Genomic DNA, 26510 nt, shown 5'->3' with positions numbered 1-26510 from the left:
TCAGGACAGCCGGCGCCCCGACCGCTTGACTTGCCAGCGTTGGGGGATGTTGTTTGGATGGGGCGCATGACCACCACAGCAGCTGATCAAGCGTCCGTTCCCGGTCCCGGCCGGGACACCTCCGCCACCCTGTCCGCGGGCTCCGCTCCCGAACCGGTCGACGAAAATGTGTGGTTGGAGGACATCTACGGCGAAGAACAGCTGGCCTGGGTCAGGGAGCAGAACTCCCGCACCGAGGACCTGCTCGAGGGCGCCGACTACGCGGAACTGGAAGCGGGCATCCTCGAAGTCCTCGACTCCACCGACCGGATCGCCATGGTGGGCAAGCGCGGCGACTGGTACTACAACTTCTGGAAAGACCGGCAGAACCCGAAGGGCCTTTGGCGGCGCACCACGTGGGAGAGCTACTGCACCGATTCCCCGGAATGGGACATTCTGCTGGACGTCGATGCACTGGCCGAGGCCGAGGGCCAAGAGTGGGTGTTCCACGGCGCCACATTCCTGCGCCCCGCCGCGGGCGAGCCCTACCGGCTGGCACTTCTGGCCCTCTCCCCCGACGGCGGCGACGCGAACCGGTACCGCGAGTTCGACGTCGAGGCACGCGGCTTCGTGGATCCTGCGCAGGCAGGTTTCGACCTGCCCACTGCCAAAGGCAACGTGTCGTGGCTGGACGCGGACACCCTGCTGGTCGCCTCCACCGCTGACGGGCTGCCCAAGACAGCCTCCTCCTACGCCCGCACGGCGGTGACGCTTAAGCGCGGAGAGTCCTTGGCAGCGGCTCCGCGCCTCTTCGAGGTGCCCGAAGACCACATGATGGCCATGGCAGCCCACGACTCCACACCCGGCTTTGAGCGGACCTTCGCCGTGGACTACATCGACTTCTACAACCGCACCAACTTTGTGCTGCGGGACGAATCCTGGATGGAGATCGACGTACCCACCGACGTCAATGTCAGCGCCCACCGGGAGTGGCTGCTCTTCCGTCCCCAGCAGGACTGGGTCCTGGAAGGCACCACGCATCCGTCCGGGTCCCTGCTTGCCGCCAGGTTCGAGGATTACCTCGCCGGCAGCCGCGACCTTACGGTCCTGTTCACCCCTGATGCCCACACCTCCCTGCAGTCCTGGAGCTGGACCCGGGACTTCCTCCTGCTCAACCTGCTCAAGGACGTCTCCGCTGAGATCCGGGTGCTGGACCCGTCCCGACCTTCCGGCGCGCAGGGCGGCTGGGCTGCCACCCTCCTGGACGCCTGCCCGCCGCTGCATGACGTGAACGCCTATGCCGTGGACGACGAGGACGAAGGGCCCGCCGACGGCGGCACGGGCGACGACTTCTGGCTCATCGCCACGGGTTTCACCACGCCCACCACGTTGATGCGGGGCACCCTGGAGCGGGACAGCGCACCGGCGTCGGGCAGCGCCGGGACGTCCGGCGTCGTGAGCCGGCACGCGGTGGTCAAGTCCTCGCCGTCGTTTTTTGCGGACGGCGACTATGACGTGGAGCAGCACTTCGCCGTGTCCGACGACGGCACCCGGGTCCCGTATTTCCAGGTGGCGCCGCGCGGGCTGGCTTTGGACGGACAGAACCCCACCCAGCTCTCCGGTTACGGCGGGTTCGAGGTATCACGGACACCCGCTTACAGCGGCACCGTGGGCCGGGCGTGGCTGGAACGGCGGACCACGCTCTCTGACGGCAACGACGGAAAGGCACCGCACTCCCGCGGCGGCGTGTACGTGGTGGCGAACATCCGCGGTGGCGGCGAGTACGGGCCGGCCTGGCACCGCGCCGCACTGAAGGAAAACCGGCACAAGGCATACCAGGACTTCGCGGCAGTGGCCCGGGACCTCATCTCCCGCGGAGTGACCTCTCCGCGGCGGCTCGGTTGCGTGGGCGGCTCCAATGGCGGCCTCCTGGTGGGAAACATGCTCACCCGGTACCCGGAACTGTTCAGGGCGGTTTCCTGCGGCGTGCCGCTGCTGGACATGCGCCGCTACACCAAGCTGTCCGCCGGGCATTCCTGGATCGCCGAGTACGGGGACCCGGATGTTCCAGAACAGTGGGAGTACATCAGGACTTTCTCGCCGTACCACCTGCTCAAGGACGCGGTGGAGTACCCCGAAACCTTCATCTGGACCGCTACCTCGGACGACCGGGTGGGTCCGGTCCAGGCGCGCAAGATGGCCGCTCGCATGCTGGCCATGGGGATCCCCAACGTCTGGTTCCACGAAGCCTTGGAGGGCGGCCACGCCGGCGCCTCCGACAACCGGCAGGCGGCAGCGCTGCAGGCCCGCAGCCAGCATTTCCTCTGGAAGGCGCTGGCGGGCTGAATGGCTGCCGGCATGGCGGTCCGGAGGGCTGTGGCCGGGGACATTGAGCAGGTGGCCCAGGTGCACATCCGCTGCTGGCGGGAAACGTACCGGGGCATGTTGACCGATGCCTTCCTTGCCTCGGTGGATCCCGCGGGCCGGCTTGCCCTGTGGCGGCGCTTGCTGGACCGTCCGGACCCTGCCGAGGCCTGGGTGGCGTGCGACGGCGGGACGGTAGTTGGTTTCGCCGGCCGGCGGCGGCTGCCCGCCCCGGGTTCCCCCGTTGGTCACCCGCCGCCGGCTTCCGGCGACTTGGAGCTGTGGGGGTTGTATCTGCTGGCCTCGCATCAGGGCCTGGGCCTTGGCGGCCAACTGCTGACCGCTGCGCTGGGTACCCGGCCGGCGAGCCTCTGGGTGGCGGCGGCGAACAGCAACGCCATCGGTTTCTACCGCCGCTTCGGCTTTGAACCTGATGGCGCCAGGGATGTCCTGGCTGACTGGGAGGACCTGCCGGAAATCCGGATGGTCCGCGCGGAGCAACGACTCCCCTAAGGAACCCCGCCAAGGCACGCCGCCGGGGCACCCCGCCAAGGCACCCCGGCGCCGGGTTCCGGGCCTGGCTCCCCGGCGTAGCGCCGTTGCTGCCGGCCTGTTTGCCTGGCCGGGCACCGTTTTGCACTGCATGGCCGGATCTGCGTATCCTTGGTGGGCTAGGAATAGCAAATGGAGACGTGCCAGAGCGGCCGAATGGACTTCACTGCTAATGAAGGGTCGGGGTTAAACTCGACCGGGGGTTCAAATCCCCCCGTCTCCGCGTTTGGCCCCGGTCCTTGGACCGGGGCCTTTTGCGTTCCCGGGGTCTTTTTGCGCGCCCGGGGCCTTTTGCGCTCCTGGGGTCCCCGCGGCTGCTTACTGCCGACGGCGCCCGGATTGGAATGCGCAGTCCGCCCAACGGACGCGGAGGGCGGAGTTCCGGAGTCGGTGGCAGGATTGGCCCATGGCGGCACGCAGCAACCCACCCATGCCCGAAGGCACCCGGACGGCATGGAATCCTCGCCTGGCACTCCTGGTGGCGGCGACCTTCTTCATGGAGTTCCTTGACGGGACGGTCCTCACCACCGCCATCCCCAGCATCTCGGCAGACTTCGCCATTCCCGCCGCGGACGTGAACATCACCATGACCGCCTACCTGCTGACGGTCGCCGTCGGCATTCCCCTCAGCGGCTGGTTGGCGGAACGCTTTGGTGCGCGCCGGATCTTCTGCCTGGCAATCGCCGTCTTCACCCTCGCGTCGTTGGCCTGCGCCCTCAGCCCGGACCTCACCACCCTGACCTTGAGCCGCGTCGCCCAAGGGGCGGGCGGCGCCATGATGGTCCCGGTGGGCACCCTGGTGGTGCTGCGCGGCACACCCAAATCCGAGTTACTGCGCGCCACCGCGTTCCTGGTGTGGCCCGGGCTCCTGGCACCGGTCCTGGCCCCGCTGGTGGGCGGCGCGCTCACCACCTACCTGTCCTGGCACTGGATCTTCCTGGTCAACCTTCCGCTCGGTGCCGCCGCGTTCGTGGCTTCGCTCCGGCTGGTCCCGGTGTCGCCGGGCGATCCCGGCCGGCGACTGGACTGGCCCGGCCTGGCACTGACCACCGCCGGGGTGGGCGCGCTCGTAGCCGGTCTGGAGCTTGCCAGCAGCCACCCCGAACTGCCCTGGGCCGCGATCAGCGCCGCCGCCGGGGCAGCGGCGCTGGCGGCGGCCGTGGCGTGGATGCAGCGCACCCCGCATCCACTGTTCAACCTGCAGGTCTTCCGCGCCAGGACGTTCCGCGCCATGGCTACCGGCGGTTTCGTGTACCGGGTGACCATCAGCTCGGTCCCGTTCCTACTGCCGCTGATGTTCCAGGCCGGGTTCGGCTGGACCCCCTTGCATGCAGGCGCCCTGGTGGCCGCGGTGTTCATCGGCAACATCGGCATCAAGCCGGCCACCACGCCGCTGATCCGGAAGTTTGGCTTCAAAGCGATGCTCGTGTTTGCCTCCCTGGCCTCCGCCGCCACCTTCGCCGCCTGCGCCCTGCTGACTCCGGAAACCCCGGAAGCCCTGACGGTCGCGCTGCTGGTGTGCAGCGGGGCCTTCCGTTCCATCGGCTTTTCGTCATATGCGTCCGTCCAGTACGCGGACATCCCGCCCGCACAACTCACCTCGGCCAACACCGTGTCAGCGACCCTGGTGCAGCTGGCTACGGGCTCGGGGATCGCCGTCGCGGCCCTGCTGATCAGGACGTTTGACGGGATATCCCCCGGGCACCAGGATGCGGCCGCACCGTTCCGGGCCGCATTCGTGGCCATGGCCGTCCTGATGCTGGCCAGCACTGCGGACAGCATCCTCCTGCCGCGGCACGCCGGGGCGTCGGTGAGCCAGCGGGGACACCGGACGGACGCCGGTGACCGGCCCGGCCCACCCGCCGCCGACCAGGCCCGGCCCGGGACAGCCGGCGGCCCTGGCACTGGAGCCGGTGGCGTTGGAGCCGGCGGCCCTGGCAGTGGAACCGGCGGCGCGCAGAAACTGTGACCGGCGGGCCTGGCACTATGGCCGGCGGGCCTGTGGTCAGCCCGCCTGCGCCAGCACCAGCGGAAGCACCGCCCCCGCCCCGGCCTGCCGAAGGGCCCGCCCGGCGACCGTAAGGGTCCACCGGCTGTCGGCAAGGTCGTCAATCAGCATGACCGGCTGGCCTTGGGCAGCCTGCAGCGCGGCCTCAAGCTCCGGGCCCACCACCAGCCGGTCCCACACTCCCGCCAGCCGGTACGCGCTGTTCCCGCCACGGCCGCCGGTGGGCCCGCCGTGCGCCAACTGCAGCTCGCCAAGGTAGGGGATGCGCCCGATGTCCGAGATCCCGCGGGCCAGCGAACCCACCAGCTGCGGCTTGCTGCGGGAGGGGATGCTGACGATCGCAGCCGGCCTGCCGGCCCCGCTCCACCCCGGATTCCGGGCGTCCCTGCTGCCCCACTCACGCAGCACCTGCACGCAGGCCTGGAGCATCCCGGGGTCCACCGGCCGGTCCTGCGCGCCGGAGGCGAACAGCTCCCGCAAGGCCCCGCCCCAGCCGAGGTCCGTCAGCCGGGCAAGGACACGGCCCTCAGCAAGGCCTTCCGCGGGCTTGAGCTTGCCTTTCACCGGAACCCCCAGGCGGTCCATGCCGCTGGGCCACTGCAGGCGGGGCTCCAGGACCCCGCCCGCCCTGCTCAGGGTCTGGCTCGCGGCCGCTGTGGCATCGGCCGCGACGTCGGCGGGGAACCATTGGCCAGCACAGTTGTCGCACCGCCCGCAGGGCCGCGCCGTCTCATCGTCCAGGACCGAGGTGATGTACTCCATCCGGCAGCCCGCCGTGTCCTGGTAGATCACCATGGAGTCCTGCTCATCCACGCGTGCCTCGGCGATCCGGCTGTACCGCTCGGCGTCGTAAACCCAAGGCTGGCCGGTGGACCGCCAGCCGCCGCCCACCCGTTCCACGGCACCGTCCACGGAAAGTACCTTCAGCAGCAACTCGAGCGGCGTGCGCCGCAGGTCCACCCTGGCTTCCAGCGCCACCGTTGACAGGGCCGTTCCGGCCTCGGCCAGGGCGGTCAGCACGGCCCCGGCCTTCTCCTCGGACGGCATGGACGCGGTGGCGAAGTATTGCCAGATTTCGCGGTCCTCGGAGCCGGGCAGCAGCAAGACGTCGGCGTTGGCCGCCCCACGGCCGGCACGGCCCACCTGCTGGTAGTAGGCCACGGGCGACGACGGTGCGCCCAGGTGGACGACGAAGCCAAGATCCGGTTTGTCGAAGCCCATTCCCAGTGCCGACGTAGCTACCAGCGCCTTGACCTCGTTGTCCTTCAGCAGTTGCTCGGCCCGTTCCCGGTCGGCAGGATCGGTCCGGCCGGTGTAGGCCAGCACGTGGTGCCCGGCCTCGGCCAGCAGCCTGGCGGTGTCCTCGGCTGCGGACACCGTCAGGGTGTAGATGATGCCGCTGCCGGGGAGATCCGAGAGGTGTGTCAGCAGCCAGCCCAGGCGCGCTTTGGAATCGGGAAGCGACAGGACGCCGAGCCGCAGCGAATCGCGACCCAGCGCGCCGCGGATGGTCAGGACGCCCGCACCAAGCTGCTCTTCGATATCGTGCACCACCCGTGAATTGGCCGTGGCGGTGGTGGCCAGGACCGGCACCGAATCCGGCAGACGCGTGATGAGGTCTGCGATGCGGCGGTAGTCGGGGCGGAAGTCGTGGCCCCAGTCGGAGATGCAGTGGGCTTCGTCGATCACCAGGAGGCCGGTCCGGCGGAGGAGCTCGGGCAACTGGGTCTCACGGAAGGCGGGATTGGTCAGCCGTTCCGGGGAGACCAGGAGGACGTCCACTTCATCGGCGGCCAACTGCTCACGGACCGTGTCCCACTCCAGCTGGTTGGCGGAGTTGATGGCCACGGCCCGGACGCCGGCCCTCGCGGCGGCGGCGACCTGGTCCCGCATCAGGGCGAGCAAGGGCGAGACAATCAGCGTGGGGCCCGCACCCCGGCGCCGCAGCAGCAGGGACGCCACGAAATACACGGCGGATTTGCCCCAGCCGGTGCGCTGGACCACCAAAGCCCGCCTCCCGGCGTCGACCAATGCCTCAATGGCTTCAAACTGCCCGTCATGGAACACCGCACCGGGATGCCCCACCAGGCCGCGAAGCACCTCGAGGGCCTCGGCATGGGTGGCAGTTCCCGGAGCATCCGGGCCTTCGGGGTTTGCAAGTGTGGTGGCGGAGGTTGTGGAAGCGTACTGGTTATCGGCCATTGATTCAGTATCCCAGCACCCCCTGACAGCCGGCACAGTCCGGGACCGCTATGTGGAAAGCGGCGGCCGGCACGCCGGAATGCGCGCAGCTGTTACGAAAGTGCGCCCGGAACCAGCTTGGCTGCGTCCGCCGCCCACGTAAGATAAAGCCCGTGACTAGCGAACAGACAACGACATTTGATCTCTCGGCATCCTTCAAGGCCTACGACGTCCGCGGGATCGTGGGCGAATCGATCACCGCCGAAATCGTCGAAGCCGTGGGGGCCGCGTTCGTGGACGTCCTCAAGCTCGAAGGCCAGACCATCGTGGTGGGCGGCGACATGCGCCCTTCCTCCCCCGAGTTCACCAAGGCCTTCGCCAACGGCGCCGCCACGCGGGGTGCCAACGTGGAGCTGCTGGACCTGATCTCCACTGACGAGCTGTACTTTGCCTGCGGTTTCCTCAACCGCGCCGGCGCAACCTTCACCGCCAGCCACAACCCTGCCGCCTATAACGGCATCAAGATGTCCAAGGCCGGGGCTGTCCCGATTTCCTCCGAAACCGGCCTCAAGGAGATCCAGGCCCTCTCGGAGCAGTACCTCAACGCCGGGTCCATCCCCGCAGCCGGCGCCCGTGGAAACATCAGCGTCCGCGACGTCCTCAAGGATTACTCCGAGTACCTCCGCAAGCTGGTTGACCTCTCGGCCTCCCGCCCGCTGAAGGTGGTGGTGGACGCCGGCAACGGCATGGCAGGCCTGACCACGCCCGCCGTGCTGGGCGACACCCTGCTGCACAAACTGCCGTTCGACATTGTTCCGCTGTACTTCGAACTGGATGGTTCGTTCCCCAACCACCCCGCCAACCCGCTGGAGCCGGAGAACCTCCGCGACCTGCAGGCGGCGGTCATCAAGCACGGTGCGGACATCGGCCTGGCGTTCGACGGCGATGCGGACCGCTGCTTCGTCATCGACGAGAAGGGCGAGCCCGTATCGCCGTCGGCCATCACCGGAATGGTGGCGCGCCGCGAGATTGCCCGCGCCAAGGCACAGGGCGAGGAAAAGCCCACTATCATCCACAACCTCCTGACCTCCCGTGCGGTCGCCGAGCTGGTGGAGCACGACGGCGGACGTGCTGTCCGGACGCGCGTGGGCCACTCATTCATCAAGGCGGTCATGGCTGAGGAAGGCGCCGTGTTCGGCGGCGAGCACTCCGCGCACTTCTACTTCCGCGATTTCTGGAACGCGGACACCGGCATGCTGGCGGCCATGCACGTCCTGGCCGCACTGGGCGAGCAGGACGGTCCGCTGTCCGACCTCGCACGCGAATACGAACCCTATGTCAGCTCCGGCGAGATCAACTCCGAGGTGGAGGACAAGCCGGCGGCGGTAGAGCGGGTGCGCCAGGCCTTCGCAGACGAGGACCTCACCATCGACACCCTGGACGGCAGCACGTTCACTGCCAACGACGGCAGCTACTGGTTCAACCTCCGCCCGTCCAACACGGAACCGTTCCTGCGGCTCAACGCCGAGGCAACGGACCGGGCCACCATGGAGCGCATCCGCGACCGCGTCCTCTCGCTGGTACGGGCCTAGCAGCGGATGGCTGACCACACCGGGCAGGCAACGGAGGGCCTCGGCGGGCAGGAGAGCTGGCGCGATTCGGTGCCGGAAGCCACGGCAACCGACCTGGAGAACCTGCTGGGCACGGGTGTCAGCGCGGCCCAGGAGCAACTCCAGCGCAACGGCGGCTTCCTGCCCTTCGCCCTCACGGTCCAGAACGACGGCGAGGTGCGGCTGGTTGCCGTCTCCCCGGCAGAGGCCGGGGAGGACACGGACGGGGATTTTGACGCCGAGGCAATGATCCAGGATCTCCAGGCGCTCCTGCGGCAGAACCGGGACGACTTCCGGGCCGCCGCGCTCGTGTGCGACATCCTGTTGGTCGAAGAGTATTCCGACGCCATCCACGTCGCCGCGGAGCACCGGGACGGTTCCCTTTTCGCGGCTGTCCTGCCGTATGCCGCCAATCCCACCACCCAGTCCTGGGATTTTGGCGAGCTGGGCGCGGATGCCAGCGAGCCCGCCATCTGGGTGGACTAGACCAGCGGCCCTCCGTGAAGATCAACGCCTTCGCTGACGTGAGCCTGCGCGCACTCATGGTGCTCGCAGCGGTCCCGGACGGCACCCTGCTGACTACGCAGAGCATCGCGGACTCGGTGGGGACGCCTTACAACCACGTCAGCAAGGCCATGGCCAAGCTGCGGAGCCTGGGACTGATTGAGGTTGTCCGTGGCCGCACCGGCGGGTCCCGGCTCAACCACGCCGGCCGCGTTGCCAGCGTGGGGCAGATCCTGCGGCAGCTCGATTCCAGGGCCGATCCTGCCGATTGCGTATCGCCGGCCGGCAACTGCCCCCTGATCACCGAATGCCGGCTCCGCAGCGCCCTGGCGCGCGCCCGGGAAGCCTTCTACGCGGAGCTCGACTCCGTGCTGATCGCGGACCTTCCCCACGCCCGCCAGATGGCGCCCGTGTTCCAGATGATCGGCCTCCGCCCAGGCTTGTAGCCACCGCATCCGGGCGTCGACTACCAGTTTGCTTTCAAACTTCTACGCAGTGTAGAACTGAGGCAGAAATACTTGTATTTGAAATGCGAGTTTTCATCCGGCCGGACGAAGGCCCCGGCCATAACCTCAGGAGTTTCAGATGCTCTCGGACAAGTCCCGCCCCGTCATTGAGGCCACCCTGCCGCTGGTCGGCTCCCGGATCGGATCGATCACCCCGAACTTCTACGCCCGCCTGTTCGCGGCGCACGCCGAACTGATGGATGGCCTGTTCAGCCGCTCCAACCAGCGCTCCGGGAACCAGCAGCAGGCCCTCGCCGGGAGCATCGCAGCCTTCGCCACCCACCTGATGAACAACCCGGGCACCCTGCCGGAAACGGTCCTGTCCCGCATCGCACACCGGCACGCCTCCCTGGGGATCACCGAACCGCAGTACCAGGTGGTCTACGAGCACTTGTTCGCCGCCATCGCCGAAGACCTGGCAGAGGTCATCACCCCCGAAATCGCAGAAGCCTGGACCGAGGTGTACTGGCTGATGGCAGATGCCCTGATCAAGCTCGAAAAGGGGCTCTACGCGGCCCAGGCCAACGACAAAATGTGGACGCCGTGGCGGGTGGCGGCCAAGGCCTCCGCCGGAACCGGCTCCATGACCTTCACCCTGGAACCGGCGGATGACACCCCTGTCACCGCAGCCTTGCCCGGACAGTACATCAGCGTGAAGGTGCCGGTCGCTGACGGCCTGCGCCAAGTCCGGCAGTACTCCCTTTCCGGGGATGCCGGCACCAGCCGTATCTTCACCACCAAACTCGACGACGGCGGCGAGGTTTCCCCCGTCCTGCACCACACCGTCCAGGTGGGCGACGTCGTCGAAATTTCCAACCCCTATGGCGAGATCACGCTCAAGGAAGGCGACGGCCCCGTTGTCCTGGCCTCCGCCGGCATCGGCTGCACCCCCACCGCGTCCATCCTGCGGTCGCTGGCCGCCTCAGGCTCTGACCGGCAGGTACTGGTGCTGCACGCGGAAAGCACCCTGGACAGCTGGGCCCTGCGCAGCCAGATGACCAACGACGTCGAGCGACTGGACGGTGCCGAGCTGCAGCTCTGGCTGGAGCAGCCGGTGGACGGCGCCAAGGAAGGTTTCATGTCCCTGCGCGAAGTGGACCTGCCCGCGGATGCCTCCCTGTACCTTTGCGGCCCGCTGCCGTTCATGAAGAACATCCGCAACGAGGCCATCAACGCCGGCATTCCCGCCACCAGGATCCACTACGAGGTCTTCGGCCCGGACATCTGGCTCGCCAGCTAGCAAGGCATCCGTTGGCGGCTGGACAAACGACGACGGCCCCGCACCTTTTCGAAAAGGTGCGGGGCCGTCGTCGTGCTTCAGGCGGTGGTGCTTAGGAGAGGCGGCCCTTCAGGCCTGCCAGCTCGGACTGCAGGGCTTCGGGCAGAGAGCCGCCGAAGTTGGCGAACCAGTCTTCGATGGAGGCCAGCTCGGTGGCCCATTCGGCGGGGTCAACCTTGACGGCTTCCTCGACCTGCGCGGCCGTCATGTCCAAGCCCTCGAGGTCGATGGCCTCGCCGGTGGGCACGTAGCCGATGGGGGTTTCGACGGCGTCTGCCGTGCCTTCCAGTCGCTCGATGGCCCATTTGAGCACGCGGGCATTGTCGCCGAATCCAGGCCAGGCGAAGCCGCCTTCGGAGTTCCGGCGGAACCAGTTGACCAGGAAGATCTTGGGCAGGCGCTCCGGGTTTGCCTTGGCGGAGAGGTTGACCCAGTGGTTCAGGTAGTCGCCTGCGTCGTAGCCGATGAAGGGCAGCATGGCCATGGGGTCGCGCCGGACCACACCCACCGCGCCGGCAGCGGCGGCGGTGGTTTCCGAGGACAGGGTGGAGCCCATGAAGATGCCGTTGGACCAGCTGCGGGCCTCGGTGACCAGGGGAATGGTGGTCTTCCGGCGGCCGCCGAACAGGATCGCGGAGAGCTCCACGCCGTCGGGGCTGAAGTATTCCTCGGCCAGCATGTCGATCTGGTCGATCGGGGTGCAGAAACGGGAGTTCGGGTGCGCTGCGGGCTTGTCCGAATCCGGCGTCCAGGAGTTGCCCTGCCAGTCGGTCAGGTGTGCGGGCACCTCGTCCGTCATGCCCTCCCACCACACGCCGCCGTCGTCGGTCAGGGCCACGTTGGTGAAGATGCTGCTGCCCTTGGCGATGGCCCGCATGGCGTTGGGGTTGGTGCCCCAGCCGGTGCCGGGTGCGACGCCGAAGAGGCCGGCCTCGGGGTTGACGGCGCGCAGCTCGCCTTCCTTGCCGAACCGCATCCACGTGATGTCGTCACCGAGGGTTTCGACCTTCCAGCCCTTGATGGTGGGATCCAGCAGGGCGAGGTTGGTCTTGCCGCAGGCGGAGGGGAAGGCCGCGGAGATGTAGTACGTCTTCTGCTCGGGCGAGGTCAGCTTGAGGATAAGCATGTGCTCGGCCAGCCAGCCTTCGTCGCGGGCCATCACGGAGGCGATGCGCAGGGCGTAGCACTTCTTGCCCAACAGCGCGTTTCCGCCGTAGCCGGAACCGAAGGACCAGATGGAGCGCTCTTCGGGGAAGTGGACGATCCACTTGTCCGGGTTGCACGGCCACGGGACGTCATCCTGGCCCGGCACCAACGGAGCGCCCAGGGAGTGCAGGGCCGGGACGAAGAAGGCGTTGGTCTCGGTGATCCGGTTCAGGACATCCGTGCCGATGCGGGCCATGATGCGCATGGAGGCGACGACGTAGGCGCTGTCGGTGATTTCCACGCCGAACTTGGGGTCCTCGGCATCCAGGTGGCCCATGACGAACGGGATGACGTACATGGTGCGGCCACGCATGGAACCGGCGAAGAGCCCGCGCAGCTTGTCCTTCATCTCGCGCGGGTCCATCCAGTTGTTGGTGAAGCCGGCGTCACGCCTGTTTTCCGAGCAGATGAAGGTCTGTTCCTCGACGCGGGCCACGTCGGCGGGATCTGAGAACGCGGCGAAGGAATTCGGGAACAGGTCGTGGTTGAGGCGCGTGAGGGTTCCGGCAGCGACAAGCTCGTCGGTAAGGCGGGTGTTTTCCTCTTCCGACCCGTCAACCCAGTAAATGCGGTCCGGCTGCGTAAGCTCAGCAACCTCTTCGACCCATGCCAGCAAGCCGGCATGTGTGGTGGGTGCTTTCTCAAGCAGCGGCTTCTGCGCCAGATCGCCCATTGCAGTTCCCTTCCTCGGGTTCATCGGTGTGTCCTAAATGCTATGGTCCGGACCACTGGAGTTTTTGGGGAGCTTGACTGACATCTCCGGTCACGAAAAGTGAATTCCGCGGAAAATCAAGGAATTGTTGCGGCAAAAACGCCGATTAAGTGACTAAGGTCACCTAGACCGGTCTAGTTGCGGAGATTACAAGCGTTTCGATTTGGCACTACGGCCCCGGCTCGCGTAAAGTAATTCGAGGTTCGGGGAGAGCGGTTCTTCTCCCGGAACACGGAATGCGCCCATAGCTCAGCTGGATAGAGCGTCTGTCTACGGAACAGAAGGTCAGGGGTTCGAATCCCTTTGGGCGCACCAAAAAGGTCCGCACCGGTTCGCCGGTGCGGACCTTTTTCGTGCTGTCCCGCCGCTCCGGCCCGGCTAGGCTGTGCACATGATGCCCGAGGCCGCTGAGCGCGAATTTGATGTTGTTGTGATCGGCGCAGGCGCCGTTGGAGAAAACGTGGCGGGCCGTGTGGTCCAAGCGGACCTCACCGCCGTCATGGTGGAGGCGGAACTCGTTGGCGGTGAATGCTCGTACTGGGCGTGCATGCCGTCCAAGGCGCTCCTCCGGCCTGGCACCGCCCTGCATGGGGCGCAGACCACTCCCGGAGCCAAGGAAGCCGTCACCCGAACCCTCGACGCCGCCGCCGTCCTGGCACGCCGCAACTACTTCACCTCCAACTGGCAGGACGACAGCCAGGTCACCTGGGCTGAGGACACCGGCATCGACCTGGTGCGCGGCCATGGCTGGCTGACCGGGCCCAAGACGGTGGAGGTGGCAGGCCTGGACGGGGCGCAACACCTGCTGCGGGCCCGGCATGCGGTGGTCCTGGCCACCGGATCGACCCCCAACAACCCTCCCATCGAGGGACTGGAGGACGTGCAGGTTTGGGGCACCCGGGAAGCGACGTCGGCAAGCGAGATTCCGGAGCGCCTCATTGTCCTGGGCGGCGGCGTGGCCGGAACGGAGCTGGCACAGGCCTTTGCCCGCCTGGGCTCAAGCGTTACCTTGGTGGCGCGCAGCGGCCTGCTTGGCACATTCCCCGAGGAAGCGGCGTCGCTGGTCGCGGCGGGGTTGCGGGCAGACGGCGTCAACCTCCGGCTGCACACGGCCACTGAACGGATCGCCGCGAACGACGACGGGACGCTCACCCTCAGCCTGGGTGACGGAACCACCGTGACGGCCGAGAAGGTACTGGTCTCCACCGGCCGGCACCCCGCCCTCGAAGGCCTGGGCCTGGAAAGCGTCGGCTTCGAGCCGGGCGAATCGGGGCACCTGAGCCTGTCCACGGACACCACGGGCCTCGTGGAAGGCACCCCGGGCGACGACGACTGGCTGTATGCAGTGGGGGACGCCGCGGGCAAGAACCTCTTCACCCACCAGGGCAAGTACGAGGCCCGCGCCACCGGCGACGCCATTGCCGCCCGGGCCAAGGGCGACCTCAAGGGAGCCCCGGGCGACTGGACCCGGTACGCCCAGACTGCCAACCAGCACGCGGTGCCCAGCGTCGTCTTCACCGATCCCGAACTGGCCAGTGTGGGGCCCACGCTGGCGACCGCCAGGAAGGACGGCTACAACGCCTCCTCCGTGGAGCTGCCCATCCAGGTGGCCGGCTCCTCCCTGCACTCGGAGAACTATGAGGGGTGGGCACAGTTGGTGGTGGACGAAGACCGGAAGGTCCTCCTGGGCGCCACCTTCGCCGGGCCGGACGTAGCCGAGCTGCTCCACGCGGCCACGGTGGCAGTAGTGGGCGAAGTTCCGCTGGACCGGCTCTGGCATGCGGTCCCTTCCTATCCCACCATCAGTGAGGTCTGGCTGAGGCTGCTGGAGAAGTACGGCCTGTGACCCTTATTTGAACTGACCGGTCAGTTTGGTTAGTCTTGATGCAGACTTCTTCTGCGAAAGGCAAACCTTGCTCTCAGCACACCAGCTCCAGGCCAAAGGACGCCGGGATCCGCTGCTTCCCGCCACGTCGCTGACGGCTGCCCGCGGCGGGCTGCTGCTCGTTGCCGGCGACCGCCAGGACCAGCGCACCGCGCTTTCGCTCCTGCTCAGCGGCAGGATGAAAGCCACCGGCGGCGGACAGCTGAGCTGGGACGACAACCCCCGGACCAAGCAGCTCCGGCTCGCCGCGGCACTGGTGGACTCCCCCGGCGTCAATGAACCGGAGGAACACCTCAGCGTCCGCGACCTGGTCACCGAGGACCTGGCCCTGATCCCCCGCCGCTACCGTGGCGCCCTGCTCAGCCGGCCTTGGCTCAAGGTCAACCGGTTCGAGGACATCGCGGACCTGTGGACCGAACAGCTCGAGCCCCGGCGGCGGCTTGAGCTGCTGACGGCGCTGGCCCTGGCCAACCCGCGCACCGACCTGCTGGTGGTCGATTCCCCGGACCGGCACAGCGCGGATGAACTCACCTGGCTACCGCGGCTCCAGGAGTTGGCGTACGACGCCGGGCGGCCGCTCGCCGTCGTAGCGGCCGTCAGTGCCGTCCCCGCCTCGTGGGACGGGCCGGTTGCCCACATCGGCAACGAGGCGCCTGAACCCGCCACCGAACCGGCGCCGGAACCCGCGCCCGAAGCCCCGGCCGGCAAGCACTCAGCGGAGTCCTCGCCTGGCCGGGAAGACCAGGAAACCGAACTCGAAACCGAGGTTGCCAAGTGACTGTCCTGCGGCTGGCCCGCTCCGAACTCAAGCGCATGACCGGCGGTCTGCTGCCCAAGCTGACCATCCTGGCGCTGAGCATGGTCCCGCTGCTCTACGGTGCGGTGTACCTGTATGCGAACTGGGATCCCTACGGCCACCTCAACAACCTCGACGCCGCCCTGGTGGTGGAGGACTCGGGCGCCACCGCTGCAGACGGCAGCCGGCTGGAGGCCGGCACCAAGGTGGCCGACAGCCTGGTGGAAGGGAACGTGTTCCACTGGGTTCCGGTGGCCAGCTCCGCTGAGGCCGACGCGGGAGTCAGCAGCGGCCAGTACGCCTTTGCCCTGAAGATCCCCAAGGATTTCTCGGCAAACCTGGTCTCGCCGGGCAGCTTTGATTCCGCGAGCCAGGCCATGCTGAACGTCACCACGAACGATGCCAACAACTACCTCCTGAGCACCATCGTGGACAAACTGACCACGGCAGTCCACACCACGGTGGCCAAAGAGGTGGGTGAGGAGACGGCCAACCAGTTGCTGACCGGCTTCGGCACCATCCACAGCAAGATGGTCCAGGCCGCGGACGGCGCCAACCAGCTGGCCGACGGCGTGGCCACGCTCAGGGACGGCACGGTCACCCTCCACGAAGGCACGACCGCCTTGAGCAGCGGCGCCGACCAGTTGTACGCCGGCCAGCTGAAGCTGAGGGACGGCGCCAACCAGCTGACCGACGGCGCGGGGCAGCTCAGCACCGGGTTGTCCACGCTGAAGGACAAGACCGCCACGCTGCCCACCGATACCCAGACGCTCGCCTCCGGCGCGGCCCAGGTGGCTGCCGGCAATGCCCAGCTCAATACCAAGGTGCAGGACGTGGTGGCCCAGCTGGATGCAGCGGACCAGGGCCTGCGGGCCCGGGTGGTGGAGTCCAACAGCAGGCTGGTCGCCTCGGGCGTCCTCACCCAGGAACAGGCCGACAAAGTGCTGGCTGATTTCGATGCCGCCGCAGCGTCCGGCCCCGTGGCCGCGGCCAAGGCCAAAATCCAGACAGACGCCGGACAGGTCCAGCAGCTGGCCGACGGATCCCAGGCCGTCAGCGTCGGGGCAGCGCAGCTGGCCGCCGGAATGCCTGCGCTGAAGGACGCGATCGGGCAGGCCTCGGCCGGGGCGAACCAGCTGCATACAGGTGCCGCAGCGCTGGCAACCGGTGAGCAGTCCGCCGTCGACGGCGCCGCGGGCCTGGCTGACGGGGCGCGGAAGGTGGATACCGGCGCCGCCCAACTCGCCGATGGCGCAGGGCAGGCCGCCACGGGTTCGCGTACCTTGGCTGATGAGATCGGAAAGGGCGCCGGCCAGGTCCCCAACCCCGACGACACCCAAAAGAGCAACCTCTCGCAGGTGATGGCGGATCCTGTGGCGGTCAGCAATGTCTCCCAGGCCAAGGCCGGTTCCTACGGCGCAGGGCTGGCACCGTTCTTCCTCACGCTCGCCCTGTGGATCGGGATCTTCATGCTGATCCAGGCAATGCGCCCCATCACCCAGCGGGCCCTGGCCTCTAACGCGCCGTCGTGGAAGATCGCGCTGGGCGGCTGGCTGCCGTTCCTGCTGGTCTCGGTGGTGCAGGCGTCCCTGCTGACCCTGGTGGTGGATGTGGCGCTGGGGCTGAACCCGGCCCACCCGGTCCTGATGTGGCTGTTCCTGCTGGCCGCGGCCATGGCGTTCAGCGCCCTCATCCAAGGGATCGTGGCCCTGCTGGGCTCCCCGGGCAAACTGGTGGTGCTCATCCTGCTGGTCCTGCAACTGGTGTCCTCCGGCGGCACCTTCCCGTGGCAGACCACCCCCGAGCCGCTGCATGCGGTGCACCAGGTCCTGCCCATGGGCTACGTTGTGACCGGCATGCGCCACCTGATCTACGGCGCGGATCTGTCCATGATTGTTCCCACCCTGGTTGGCCTGCTGGGATATACCCTCTTGGGTGCGGCCCTCTCCACACTGGCTGTGCGCAAAAACAAGTACTGGACACTCAAGACGCTGAAACCGGAGATCGCCGTATGACCACCGAACCCCAGGCCGGGGCGAAAGCGCTCCGGCCTGCCCGGACCAACGCCACGCGCCAGAAACTCTTCGATGCCTCAATGGAGCTGATCGGCGAACGCGGGGCGGCCAACGTGACCGTGGATGAGATCGCCGCCGCGGCCGGGGTGTCCAAGGGCACGGTCTATTACAACTTCGGCAGCAAATCCGAACTCATCGCCCAGTTGCTGCGGCACGGGGTGGACATCCTCAAGGCCCGGTTGCTTGACGCCGCTGACGGGCGCGACGGGAGGGACCCGCTGCTGGCCATGGAAGCGATGATCGGCCAGGCCATGGACTTCATGGCCGAATACCCCTCGTTCGCCCGTCTCTGGGTCAGCGAGAACTGGCGGATCCCCAGTGAATGGCAGGGCACCTTTTCGGTCCTGCGGGGTGAGCTCCTCGAAGTCATCGCGCAGGCCGTCGAAAGCGTGGCCGCGGCGTATCCGGTGGATGACTCGGTTTCCCGGGGCAGCCTGGAGACCGCCATCTTCGGCGCCTGCTTCGTTGTGGGGCTGGACCGGCAGACCTACAATCCTGAGCGCACCCGTGACCAAAGTGTTGCAGCAATCATGGCCATCATGCGCGGCTACGTCCTGAAGGAGGCTGCTCCTCGGGGATGATGGAGCACATGCGCCATACCGGGAAGAGCGGAAAGTTTGCGGTGATCTGCGGCGTCGTCGCCGCCGGGCTGCTGGTGCTCACGGGGATGACCCTTGCCGAGCCGGTGTTCATCGCCTTCATTGGCGTCCTGGGGCTGGCCTACCTGGCGGCGGTTGCCGAGATCGTGGTCCGCCGCCGGCGCTTCGCCTTGTTCGCAGCAGGTGCCGCCACCGCCCTGGCCCTCGGTTTTTCGCTGGCATTCATCAGCACCTGGACGCTGGCGTACGACGACCAGTCCTCGTTCCTGGGCACGCCGCTGCCCACCCGCGACCCGGACAACTACTTCCTGGGCGCCGGGGTCGCGGCCGCGGCGACGTTCGGGATCCTCTTACTGGGCGCGCTCTGGCCGGGGAGGCGGCGCGCAGCACCGGTCCGCGGGCCGGCCGGAAGCAGCAGGCGCCCGGCGTCCGGTGCGCGGCCAGGTACCCGGTCCAACGCGCAGGGCCCCGCACGCCCGGCACCGCAGCGCACCCCGTCACCACGGCCCGCTCCGGGGGCGCGCAACCCGCGCGCTGCCGCAACACGGACCGTCGGCCAGGGGTCCGGGCCGCAGGCATCCGGCGCCCAGCCGTCCACCGTTCAGCGGACGTCCGCCTCGCGTGCGCCCGCCCGCGGGACGTCAGCGGCAGCCAAGCGCCCGTCGTCGTCCGCGTCCCCGGCGCCCAAACCGGCACCCCGGTCCGGCAGCGGCTCAGCCCCGCGCCGCTGACGGCGACCGCGCGCTCCGGTGAGCACCGCCGTCGCGACGCCGCCCAGGAGGAGCAGGCCGCCCGCCAGTTCCGTGGCCGACGGCACCTCGGCGAGGACAAGCCAGGCAGTGCTCATTCCCACCACCGGGACCAGCAGCGTGAAGGGCACAACGGCCGACGACGGGTGGCTGGCAAGGAGCCGGTTCCAGATTCCGTAACCCACCAGCGAGGCGAAGATTGCCGTGTACAGTGCGCTGAGCACGGTGGGCGCCTGCAGCGTGGCCAGCGACTGCCACACCGTATCCGGCCCGTCCACCAGCACGGACAATATTGCCAGCGGGAGTGGGACCACGGCCCCGGACCACACCACCAGCCCCAGGCCTGACGCCGCTTTGGCCTTCCGGGCAACGACGTTTCCGGCGGCCCATGACAACGCCGCGGCCAGGACGATGATGAGCGGCAGCAACGGTGCCACGGCACTGCGCCCCGCTGCCACGAGGGCGAGTCCGGCAACGCCCAGCACCACGCCCGCCAGTTGCCGCCGGCTGGGGCGTTCTCCCAGGAAACCCGCGGCAAGGAGGACGGTCAGCAGGACCTGTGCCTGCAGGACCAAGGACGCGAGCCCCGCGGGCATGCCCAGTGCCATGGCCAGGTAGAGCAGGCCGAACTGGCCTGCGCTCATGAAGAGTCCCACCCCGAGAATGGCCGACCAGCTGACGTCCGGTTTCCTGATGAAGAAGATCCAGGGAAACACCACGAGGACAAAGCGCATGGCGACGAAGAGCAGCGGCGGAAAGTCGTGGCCGCCGGCGTGAAGTCCGAGGTCGATGGCCACGAAGTTCAGGCCCCACAGCAGGGCAACAAGGACGGCAAGGAGGGAATCGCGCAGGTTCACAACCCATACTTTGGCAGGCTTGTGGATGAAGCACCAGCGCTGATTAACACCGCAAATCATGTACCTTTGCTTCATGATTGATATCGGTTCCCTGCGGGCCCTCACGGCGGTCGAGCAGCACGGCTCCGTCATTGCGGCCTCGGAAGCCATGGGGTTCAGCCCGTCGGCCGTGTCCCAACAGGTGAAGAAACTCGAGAAGGAGGCCGGCTTCGCGGTCCTGGAGCGCCGGGGACGCGGCGTCCTGCTCACGGAGCGCGGACTGGCCCTGGCGGCATACGGCCGCCGCATCCTGGCCGAACTGGAGGAGCTGCAGTCCACCCTCCTGGCAGATCCGGCCACGCCCAGCGGCAGCCTCCGGGTGGTGTCCTTTTCCACAGCCTGCCGCGGCTTGGTGGGCCCGCTGCTGGCGCGGCTCGAAGAGTCGGGTGCAGCGTTGAGCATCTCGGTGCTTGCCGAGGATCCACGCGAAGCCGTAGCCCGGGTGGCCAACGGGGAAGCGGACCTTGGGCTGGTGCACAACTGGAATTCGGTGCCGCTGGTGATTCCGGAGCATCTGACGCTGGAGTGGCTGTGCGAGGATGTGGCGGACGTCCTGGTGCACCGCCGCCATCCCCTGGCAGGCCGGACCGAGGTTGCCCCACCGGAGCTTGTTGACGAACGGTGGATCAGCACGCCGGCCGGGGCAATCTGCAACGAAGCCCTGCTGCGGATTTTCGCGGACCTGGGGCGGGTGCCGGATATCCGGGTTTACGATCCCGATTTCGCGACACACATCGCGATGGTGGAGCAGGGGGTGGCGGTGGCGCTCGTTCCCCGGCTGGGGCGGCCTGTACTCCCCCGGGATGTCGCCGCCGTCCCGGTAGTCAACCCGGTCCAGGCACGCCAGGTTGGGCTGGTCCACCGCAAGACCATGACCGCAAGCCCCGGCATCAGGCATGTCGCGGGCATCCTGCGGGAGCTTGCCGGCAACGGGGTTCCCGGCAACGAGGTTCCCGCCAGTGGGGTTCCCGCGGGCGGGGTCCCGGTTAGTGGACCCGCGGGACCTTGAACCGGGTAATCCTGGCGTCCTGCCCATCCAGTTCCGCCCAGGGCTTCTCCGTCTCCAGCACGGTCAGCGCATTGGTGGGGAAGCGGGTGGCGGCGTCCATATAGGCGTCGTGATCGGATTCCCGCGAGGCGAGATGCATTGCCAGGTCCTGCACACCAGGCAGGTGCGCGATCAGCATGAGCGTGGTCACGGTGTCCGGCACATGGTTGACCACGGTGAGCATCCGCTGGGCCGTGGCCGCGTACAGGCCGTCCTCAAGCTTGGGCGTGGGCGCCTTGTCCCCCAGCTCGGCGCAGACCCAGGTGCACGTCTGCCGGGTGCGCAGGGCGCTGGAGCACAGGATGAAGTCCGGAACGATGTTGTGCTTGAGCAGCCAACGCCCGGCGAGCGGGGCTTCCCGGTGCCCGCGTTCTTCGAGCGGCCGTTCATGGTCGGCCACCCCGCCCGGCCAGTCAGCCTTGGCATGGCGCATGATCACGAGGCGTCGAACATGATGCGAACTCATGGCCCAAGCCTATCCAAACCACTTAGCCGCGGAGGTCAATGCCTGGCTGGGCAAAACGAACTCAAGAAGGCGGCACATCCCGAAAGCGCCGTTGTTGCGTTGGGCCCACGCCGCCAGGGTTCCCTGGCCGAGCTTGCGAAGCGAGGGAGGCGGTGGGGAGGAACGAGCGCAGGCGCCGAGGGATATGCCGCCTTTAAGCGGAGGTTAGAGAGGAGTTAGATCGAGTATTCCGGAGCGGCCCAGACAACAACCTCGGGGTGCTCGTAGAACCGGTAGCCCTGGCCGCGGACCGTGCGGACGGTGTTGGCGAGGCGGCCCAGCTTGGAACGGAGGCGGCGGATGTGGACGTCGATGGTGCGCTCATTGGGTACTTCTTCGGCGTTGCGCCACAGGCCTTCGAGCAGTTCGTCGCGGCCCACGGTGCGGGTTCCGTTCTCGACAAGGTAGTTCAGGAGCTCGAACTCCTTGAACGTGAGGTTCAGGGACTCACCGTCGAGGTGGACTTCGCGGCGGGCGAGGTCGATCAGGACACCGGAGGGGCGCGGTTCCTGCGCCTGGGCAGGACGGGCGGCCTCGGTGCGCTGGCGGGAGTTCACCGTGGGGTCGCCGAACGTGGAACGGACGACGTCGAGCGCGGAACCAGGGGTGCCGGCCGGAGCCACCGCAACCGCGGCGTAGCTTTCGGCCCCGGAAACCAGCGACTGGGCGTACGCCCGGATTTCCTGGGCGAGCTTGGCGATGGAGGTGCCGGCAGCTGCCGCGGTTTCCTCGTCGATGCCCATGTAGAGGACGAACCCGCGGGCAACGTTGTCGTTGGCCACCGGGCGGACAGCATTCGGGCCGGCCACCACAGGGGTGGGGGCGGTAACGGGAGCGGCCTCGGCGGGCTGGACGGCGCGGAGTTGGCCGTAGGAGTTCGGGTTGTATCCCTGCGGAGCGTAGCCCTGCGCGGGGAAGGTGCTTCCGGAAGCCGGAGCGAGCGACGGGCGCGGCCCGAAGCCGGGGCGCAGGCCGGAGGGCTGGCCTGCCTTGGCGGCGTTACGGACGGAGATGTGGACGTATCCGGATGCAACTGACATGAATGCTTACCTCAATGTGAATGGCCGCCTTCGCGGCTCGAATGCTGGATTCCCCATACACGCGGACCGGGGAGAGGCGCCCGACGCTGGGCTGGGGGGCGAATGCCTAAGAACTTCAGGGGTGCGAAGGTCAGGCGTGCATTCGACAACAGCGCATGTCGGCAGCAGCGGATGTGCTGGGCCAATATTCTGCGGCTGCAGGTGCTGTTGAGTTCTTGTTCACATTGGAAGTGTGCAGCGTAACAATGCCAACTTGCAAGTAACAATGGACCGATTCGTCCACATGGTGAGACAAAACGGCGGATTGTGCTTCAGATCACTATTTCGAGATGGGGAAATAATAACGTTCGTTATCCGGAGAAGAGTCTCAGATCCCCCTTCGTTCGGAAGATAATTCGATAGATGTCCACTTTTTCGAATCTCCCCGAAATTCAATCGCTTGACATAGAATCGGCCGGACGGCTGCTTGCCGTGTCCAGTCCCGGTCCTGCCGGCGGCAGATTTTTTTGCCCGAAGAGCGGGCGTGGGCCGGCGGCAGGACCTGCCTGGGAGTGGTACGGCATGCCGCTGTCAGTTGGTGCTGGTCCCCGAGCCGGCTGAGGTACCGGCCGAGGTACCGGCGCCGGCAAGCTGGATGTCCTGGGCCGTGTAGGCGTCGCCATTCTTGAGGGCGGTCACCCGAACGCTGGTCCCGGTAGTCACGCTGGACATGCTGAGGGTGCTTCCCGTGGATGTACCCCCGCGCTGCCGCATCCCCTGCGTGACCTGCACATCGGAGCCCACTGAGTAGGTGCGGGAGAAACCGTCCTCGCTCTTGACTGTCAGCGAGGTGGCCGAGACATCCGTTACCGTGCCCGCCTGGCCCGCCATGGTCACATAGTTGGAACCTTCCAGGACCACATACTCGGAGTGGATGGCAGCGTTCAGGCCGGCTGCCCCCATCCCCAGGCCGCCGGGGCCACCGTTCATGCCCATGCCGCCGGCCGCGCCGCCGTTGGTACCAGCCTGGCTGCCCGGCCCCGCCATCCCGTTCTGGCCGCCGGGACCGAACTGGCTGGCCGCGCCCGCGCCTTGGGCGTTGGCGGCCGTGCCCGAGCCGTTTCCGGCTGCATACGCTCCGGCGCCGGCCGCTGCGCCCAGGACCACGGCCGCGCCCCCGACCAGCAGCCCCTTCTTAGCCGTCCAGGTGCCCTTCGGCCCGCGGGAGGAAGGGGTGGAGGGGTACTGCTGGGGGGCGCCCCAGCCCGTGCCGGCGTTGGGCACCTGGCTGTTGGCCGGCGCGGTACCCCAACCTGGCGACTGCGGACCGGGGACGGGGGCGCCCCAGCCCTGTGCAGCCTGCCCTTGCCGGGACTCGCTGCGTGGATGCCCGTCGCTGGCGGCCGGAGCCTCCTGGCCGGGGGCCGCTGCGCCGTTGCCGCTGACTTCCGATGGGGTTCCCCAGACGGGGACCGGCTGCCCGTTCTGCCCTGATGCGGCCGGCCCTGGTTGGTTGCTGTGCTGGTCCATTGCATTCTCCAAAGATGTTGAACTGAAGGTGGTGACGTTGCTTGTTCCAACAGGCTCTGCCGGTTTGCTGTGCGGGGGCTGTGCAGCAGGCCACGTCCGCCTGTGACCTGCACGGCCCCCTTGCGCACAGGGAACCGCCGTCCCGCTGGTCCAGGTGGCTAGGCTGGAGCTCACAGCTGGAACACAGCAACGGCAAAGCACCGGCACACCGGTAGATCGGAGAGTTGTCCCATGGCATCCCCGCACTCCATGACCAACAACCTGCCCCAGCTCACCCACCCCGACGGGTCCCCCATCCGCGCCTTGGTGGTGGATGACGAACCCAGCCTGTCGGAGCTCATGAGCATGGGCCTGCGCATGGCGGGCTGGTCCGTGGCGGTGGCCGGGGACGGACCCACGGCGGTCAAGCTCGCCAAGGACTTCCATCCGGACGTCCTGGTACTGGATGTCATGCTGCCGGGGTTCGACGGCGTGGAGCTGCTGGGCAGGATCCGCGCCTTCGCGCCGGAGGTGCCTGCGCTGTTCCTCACGGCGAAAGACGACGTCCAGGACCGGATCGTAGGGCTGGCCGCCGGCGGCGACGACTACGTGACCAAGCCCTTCAGCATGGAGGAAGTCCTGCTCCGCCTGCACCGCCTGGTCCAGCGCTCAGGCGTGGCCGCAATGGACACCGCCGAACTGGTGGTGGGCGACCTGGTCCTCAATGTGGACACCCGGGAGGTCACGCGCGCCGGGGAGGCAATCCAGCTGACGGCCACGCAATTCGAGCTCCTGCGCTACCTCATGGAAAACCCCAAGCGCGTGGTCAGCAAGGCGCAGATCCTGGACCACGTGTGGGACTACGACTTTGGCGGCCAGGCGAACATCGTGGAACTGTACATTTCCTACCTGCGCAAGAAACTTGAGGCCACCCATCCGCCCATGATCCATACCGTGCGCGGAGCCGGTTACGTCATCAAACCCGCAGACTAAGCCAAAGGAAACGCGTGTCTCTTTCCGGCGTTCCCCGGCCCACCGGCCGGTCATGGTTCAACCCCACCACCTGGCACCTCCGTACCCGCCTCATCCTGCTCTCCATGGCCCTCCTGGTGGCCATATCCGGCGCGATCGGCGTGGTCAGCTACGCCTCCATGGACGTGGTCCTCTCCAACCAGCTCGATGCACAGCTGATGCTGGCCTCACGCGGCCGTCCGCCGGAGGGCAACCCGTCCGGCCGTCCCGACCCGCTGGATGCGCGGGGACAAAGCGTGGGAACACTCAATGCCAGGGTGGTGGGCGGCCAGGTCAGCCGCGAGGCCGGCTTCCTCTCCTCCGATGCCACCCGCACGGCGCTGACTTCGCGGGACATCAGCACCCTCCAGTCGCTCCCCCACAACGGAGTCGCCGTGGACCGCGAGCTGTCCAACGGCGATTACCGGCTGATCGCCACCGCGACGCCCTACGGCGACGTGGTGATCACGGGGCTGCCGCTGGCAACCAAGGAAAGCACCGAAGCCTCCCTGGTATTGACCATGGTGCTGGTGTCACTGGGCGGCCTGGTCCTGATCGGGCTGGCCGGGACAGCGTTGATCCGCCGGACCATGCGGCCGCTGGAGCAGCTGTCCGACGTCGCCACCAAGGTTTCCAAGCTGCCCCTGGACGCGGGCGAGGTAGCCCTGGCGGTGCGTGTGCCGCCGTCGGCAGCGCATCCCACCACTGAGGTGGGCAGCGTGGGGCACGCGCTGAACCTGATGCTGGACAACGTCTCCAGCGCGCTGGAAGCCCGGCAGCGCAGCGAGATGAAGGTGCGCCAGTTCGTTGCCGACGCCTCCCATGAACTTCGGACCCCGCTGACGGCCATCCGCGGATACACCGACTTGATGCGCATGACCGAAACCCTCACCGAGGACGGCCAGAAGTCGCTGGGCAGGGTGCAAAGCCAGTCGGAGCGCATGACCGCCCTGGTGGAGGACCTGTTGCTGCTGGCCCGGCTGGACGAAGGCAAGGCGACCGAAACCACCGATGTGGACCTCACCCAGCTGGTCATCGAAACCGTCAGCGACGAAAAGGTCATGGCACCGGACCACACCTGGCAGCTGAAATTGCCCGAAGAACCCGTGACCGTCCGCGGCGACACCACCCAGCTGCACCAAGTACTGGCTAACCTGCTCTCCAACGCCAGGAAGCACACGCCGGCCGGAACCACCGTAATCACCGGCGTGATGCGCTCCGCCGACGGCAGCGTGGTGGTGACGGTCACGGACGACGGGCCCGGCATTCCCGCCGAGTTCCAGGGCAACATCTTCTCGCGGTTCACCCGGGCCGATGCCGCCCGTTCCGGCTCTGCCTCCGAGGGCTCGTCCGGGCTGGGGCTATCGATCGTCGAATCCATCGTCGCGGCCCATGGCGGCACTGTGGAACTCGTCTCCCGGCCCGGCAGGACCGAGTTTGCCGTCCGCCTGCCGGCAGCCGCCAGGTCCTGATTGCTCCAACCGGCCCACTTACACAGGCACGTCACAGGTTCCGCC

20 protein-coding genes and 2 tRNA genes are annotated in these 26510 nt (G+C 67.7%); 16 read left to right on the top strand and 6 right to left on the bottom strand.

Features of this window, described 5'->3' with window-relative positions:
- Positions 1-66 precede the first annotated feature (66 nt).
- From QRN53_RS01705 to QRN53_RS01690, 4 genes are all read left to right on the top strand, one after another.
- Positions 67-2325 carry a prolyl oligopeptidase family serine peptidase gene (locus QRN53_RS01705; protein WP_285242288.1) on the top strand — a complete coding sequence of 753 codons (2259 nt, stop codon included), beginning with the start codon at positions 67-69 and terminating at the stop codon, positions 2323-2325.
- Complete coding sequence (locus QRN53_RS01700) at positions 2326-2856, top strand: GNAT family N-acetyltransferase (protein WP_285242287.1); 531 nt, start codon at positions 2326-2328, stop codon at positions 2854-2856.
- Between the two features lie 173 nt (positions 2857-3029).
- Positions 3030-3118: transfer RNA gene (locus QRN53_RS01695), tRNA-Ser, on the top strand.
- Between the two features lie 183 nt (positions 3119-3301).
- Positions 3302-4864, top strand: coding sequence for an MFS transporter (locus QRN53_RS01690; RefSeq protein ID WP_285242286.1), 1563 nt, complete (start codon positions 3302-3304; stop codon positions 4862-4864).
- A 36-nt stretch (positions 4865-4900) separates the two neighbouring features.
- Here QRN53_RS01690 and QRN53_RS01685 read toward each other — a convergent pair whose 3' ends face one another.
- The gene (locus QRN53_RS01685) at positions 4901-7105 is read right to left on the bottom strand and encodes a RecQ family ATP-dependent DNA helicase (protein WP_285242285.1); all 2205 of its coding nucleotides are present in this window, start codon (positions 7103-7105) and stop codon (positions 4901-4903) included.
- 152 nt (positions 7106-7257) lie between these two features.
- On the opposite strand from QRN53_RS01685, the gene QRN53_RS01680 reads away from it, so the two are divergent.
- The 4 genes from QRN53_RS01680 to QRN53_RS01665 all read left to right on the top strand — a co-directional run bounded on the left by QRN53_RS01680 (position 7258) and on the right by QRN53_RS01665 (position 10944).
- A complete protein-coding gene (locus tag QRN53_RS01680; protein WP_285242284.1) occupies positions 7258-8676 on the top strand; it encodes a phosphomannomutase/phosphoglucomutase in 1419 nt (472 codons plus the stop codon).
- 6 nt (positions 8677-8682) lie between these two features.
- Complete coding sequence (locus QRN53_RS01675; protein WP_285242283.1) at positions 8683-9180, top strand: hypothetical protein; 498 nt, start codon at positions 8683-8685, stop codon at positions 9178-9180.
- Between the two features lie 14 nt (positions 9181-9194).
- A complete protein-coding gene (locus QRN53_RS01670) occupies positions 9195-9644 on the top strand; it encodes an RrF2 family transcriptional regulator (RefSeq protein WP_285242282.1) in 450 nt (149 codons plus the stop codon).
- Positions 9645-9783: 139 nt separating this feature from the next.
- Positions 9784-10944, top strand: coding sequence for a globin domain-containing protein (locus tag QRN53_RS01665; protein ID WP_285242281.1), 1161 nt, complete (start codon positions 9784-9786; stop codon positions 10942-10944).
- A gap of 91 nt (positions 10945-11035) precedes the next feature.
- On the opposite strand, the gene QRN53_RS01660 is transcribed toward QRN53_RS01665, so the two are convergent.
- The gene (locus QRN53_RS01660; protein ID WP_285242280.1) at positions 11036-12862 is read right to left on the bottom strand and encodes a phosphoenolpyruvate carboxykinase (GTP); all 1827 of its coding nucleotides are present in this window, start codon (positions 12860-12862) and stop codon (positions 11036-11038) included.
- Positions 12863-13139: 277 nt separating this feature from the next.
- Between QRN53_RS01660 and QRN53_RS01655 the strand changes: the two genes are divergently transcribed.
- From QRN53_RS01655 to QRN53_RS01635, 5 genes are all read left to right on the top strand, one after another.
- Positions 13140-13216: transfer RNA gene (locus QRN53_RS01655), tRNA-Arg, on the top strand.
- A 76-nt stretch (positions 13217-13292) separates the two neighbouring features.
- Positions 13293-14747 carry a dihydrolipoyl dehydrogenase family protein gene (locus QRN53_RS01650; RefSeq protein ID WP_285242279.1) on the top strand — a complete coding sequence of 485 codons (1455 nt, stop codon included), beginning with the start codon at positions 13293-13295 and terminating at the stop codon, positions 14745-14747.
- 67 nt (positions 14748-14814) lie between these two features.
- Entirely contained in the window at positions 14815-15564 is a 750-nt protein-coding gene (locus QRN53_RS01645; RefSeq protein WP_285242278.1) for an ABC transporter ATP-binding protein, read from the top strand.
- Positions 15561-17597: a YhgE/Pip family protein gene (locus tag QRN53_RS01640; protein WP_285242277.1), complete on the top strand. Its 2037-nt coding sequence runs from the start codon at positions 15561-15563 to the stop codon at positions 17595-17597. Before QRN53_RS01645 ends, QRN53_RS01640 begins: the two co-directional genes overlap by 4 nt.
- Positions 17594-18238 carry a TetR/AcrR family transcriptional regulator gene (locus QRN53_RS01635; RefSeq protein ID WP_285242276.1) on the top strand — a complete coding sequence of 215 codons (645 nt, stop codon included), beginning with the start codon at positions 17594-17596 and terminating at the stop codon, positions 18236-18238. The genes QRN53_RS01640 and QRN53_RS01635 overlap by 4 nt, the downstream gene beginning before the upstream one ends.
- A 619-nt stretch (positions 18239-18857) precedes the next feature.
- On the opposite strand, the gene QRN53_RS01630 is transcribed toward QRN53_RS01635, so the two are convergent.
- On the bottom strand, positions 18858-19862 hold the full coding sequence (locus QRN53_RS01630) for an EamA family transporter (protein ID WP_285242275.1): 1005 nt from the start codon (positions 19860-19862) through the stop codon (positions 18858-18860).
- A gap of 73 nt (positions 19863-19935) precedes the next feature.
- On the opposite strand from QRN53_RS01630, the gene QRN53_RS01625 reads away from it, so the two are divergent.
- Positions 19936-20910, top strand: coding sequence for a LysR family transcriptional regulator (locus tag QRN53_RS01625; RefSeq protein WP_285242274.1), 975 nt, complete (start codon positions 19936-19938; stop codon positions 20908-20910).
- Here the strand turns inward: QRN53_RS01625 and QRN53_RS01620 are convergent.
- The 3 genes from QRN53_RS01620 to QRN53_RS01610 form a co-directional block, all read right to left on the bottom strand.
- Positions 20888-21415 carry a SixA phosphatase family protein gene (locus tag QRN53_RS01620; RefSeq protein WP_285242273.1) on the bottom strand — a complete coding sequence of 176 codons (528 nt, stop codon included), beginning with the start codon at positions 21413-21415 and terminating at the stop codon, positions 20888-20890. The two genes, QRN53_RS01625 and QRN53_RS01620, sit on opposite strands and share 23 nt — an antisense overlap.
- 215 nt (positions 21416-21630) lie before the next feature.
- Entirely contained in the window at positions 21631-22494 is an 864-nt protein-coding gene (locus QRN53_RS01615) for a winged helix family transcriptional regulator (RefSeq protein WP_285242272.1), read from the bottom strand.
- 570 nt (positions 22495-23064) lie between these two features.
- Positions 23065-24003 carry a hypothetical protein gene (locus tag QRN53_RS01610; RefSeq protein WP_285242271.1) on the bottom strand — a complete coding sequence of 313 codons (939 nt, stop codon included), beginning with the start codon at positions 24001-24003 and terminating at the stop codon, positions 23065-23067.
- A 231-nt stretch (positions 24004-24234) separates the two neighbouring features.
- On the opposite strand from QRN53_RS01610, the gene QRN53_RS01605 reads away from it, so the two are divergent.
- Both QRN53_RS01605 and QRN53_RS01600 read left to right on the top strand, forming a co-directional pair.
- Entirely contained in the window at positions 24235-24975 is a 741-nt protein-coding gene (locus tag QRN53_RS01605) for a response regulator transcription factor (protein WP_285242270.1), read from the top strand.
- Positions 24976-24989: 14 nt separating this feature from the next.
- A complete protein-coding gene (locus QRN53_RS01600; protein ID WP_285242269.1) occupies positions 24990-26465 on the top strand; it encodes a sensor histidine kinase in 1476 nt (491 codons plus the stop codon).
- The last annotated feature ends 45 nt before the right edge of the window (positions 26466-26510 follow it).

This window comes from Pseudarthrobacter sp. fls2-241-R2A-127 (genome assembly GCF_030209355.1).
Lineage (GTDB): Bacteria > Actinomycetota > Actinomycetes > Actinomycetales > Micrococcaceae > Arthrobacter.
This window is presented reverse-complemented; position numbering and strand designations above follow the sequence as displayed.

Coding starts and splice junctions, on each gene's coding strand:
- QRN53_RS01705 (WP_285242288.1), top strand. CDS start 67: ATGACCACCACAGCAGCTGATCAAGCGTCCGTTCCCGGTCCCGGCCGG.
- QRN53_RS01700 (WP_285242287.1), top strand. CDS start 2,326: ATGGCTGCCGGCATGGCGGTCCGGAGGGCTGTGGCCGGGGACATTGAG.
- QRN53_RS01690 (WP_285242286.1), top strand. CDS start 3,302: ATGGCGGCACGCAGCAACCCACCCATGCCCGAAGGCACCCGGACGGCA.
- QRN53_RS01685 (WP_285242285.1), bottom strand. CDS start 7,105: ATGGCCGATAACCAGTACGCTTCCACAACCTCCGCCACCACACTTGCA.
- QRN53_RS01675 (WP_285242283.1), top strand. CDS start 8,683: ATGGCTGACCACACCGGGCAGGCAACGGAGGGCCTCGGCGGGCAGGAG.
- QRN53_RS01665 (WP_285242281.1), top strand. CDS start 9,784: ATGCTCTCGGACAAGTCCCGCCCCGTCATTGAGGCCACCCTGCCGCTG.
- QRN53_RS01660 (WP_285242280.1), bottom strand. CDS start 12,862: ATGGGCGATCTGGCGCAGAAGCCGCTGCTTGAGAAAGCACCCACCACA.
- QRN53_RS01650 (WP_285242279.1), top strand. CDS start 13,293: ATGATGCCCGAGGCCGCTGAGCGCGAATTTGATGTTGTTGTGATCGGC.
- QRN53_RS01635 (WP_285242276.1), top strand. CDS start 17,594: ATGACCACCGAACCCCAGGCCGGGGCGAAAGCGCTCCGGCCTGCCCGG.
- QRN53_RS01625 (WP_285242274.1), top strand. CDS start 19,936: ATGATTGATATCGGTTCCCTGCGGGCCCTCACGGCGGTCGAGCAGCAC.
- QRN53_RS01620 (WP_285242273.1), bottom strand. CDS start 21,415: ATGAGTTCGCATCATGTTCGACGCCTCGTGATCATGCGCCATGCCAAG.
- QRN53_RS01615 (WP_285242272.1), bottom strand. CDS start 22,494: ATGTCAGTTGCATCCGGATACGTCCACATCTCCGTCCGTAACGCCGCC.
- QRN53_RS01610 (WP_285242271.1), bottom strand. CDS start 24,003: ATGGACCAGCACAGCAACCAACCAGGGCCGGCCGCATCAGGGCAGAAC.
- QRN53_RS01605 (WP_285242270.1), top strand. CDS start 24,235: ATGGCATCCCCGCACTCCATGACCAACAACCTGCCCCAGCTCACCCAC.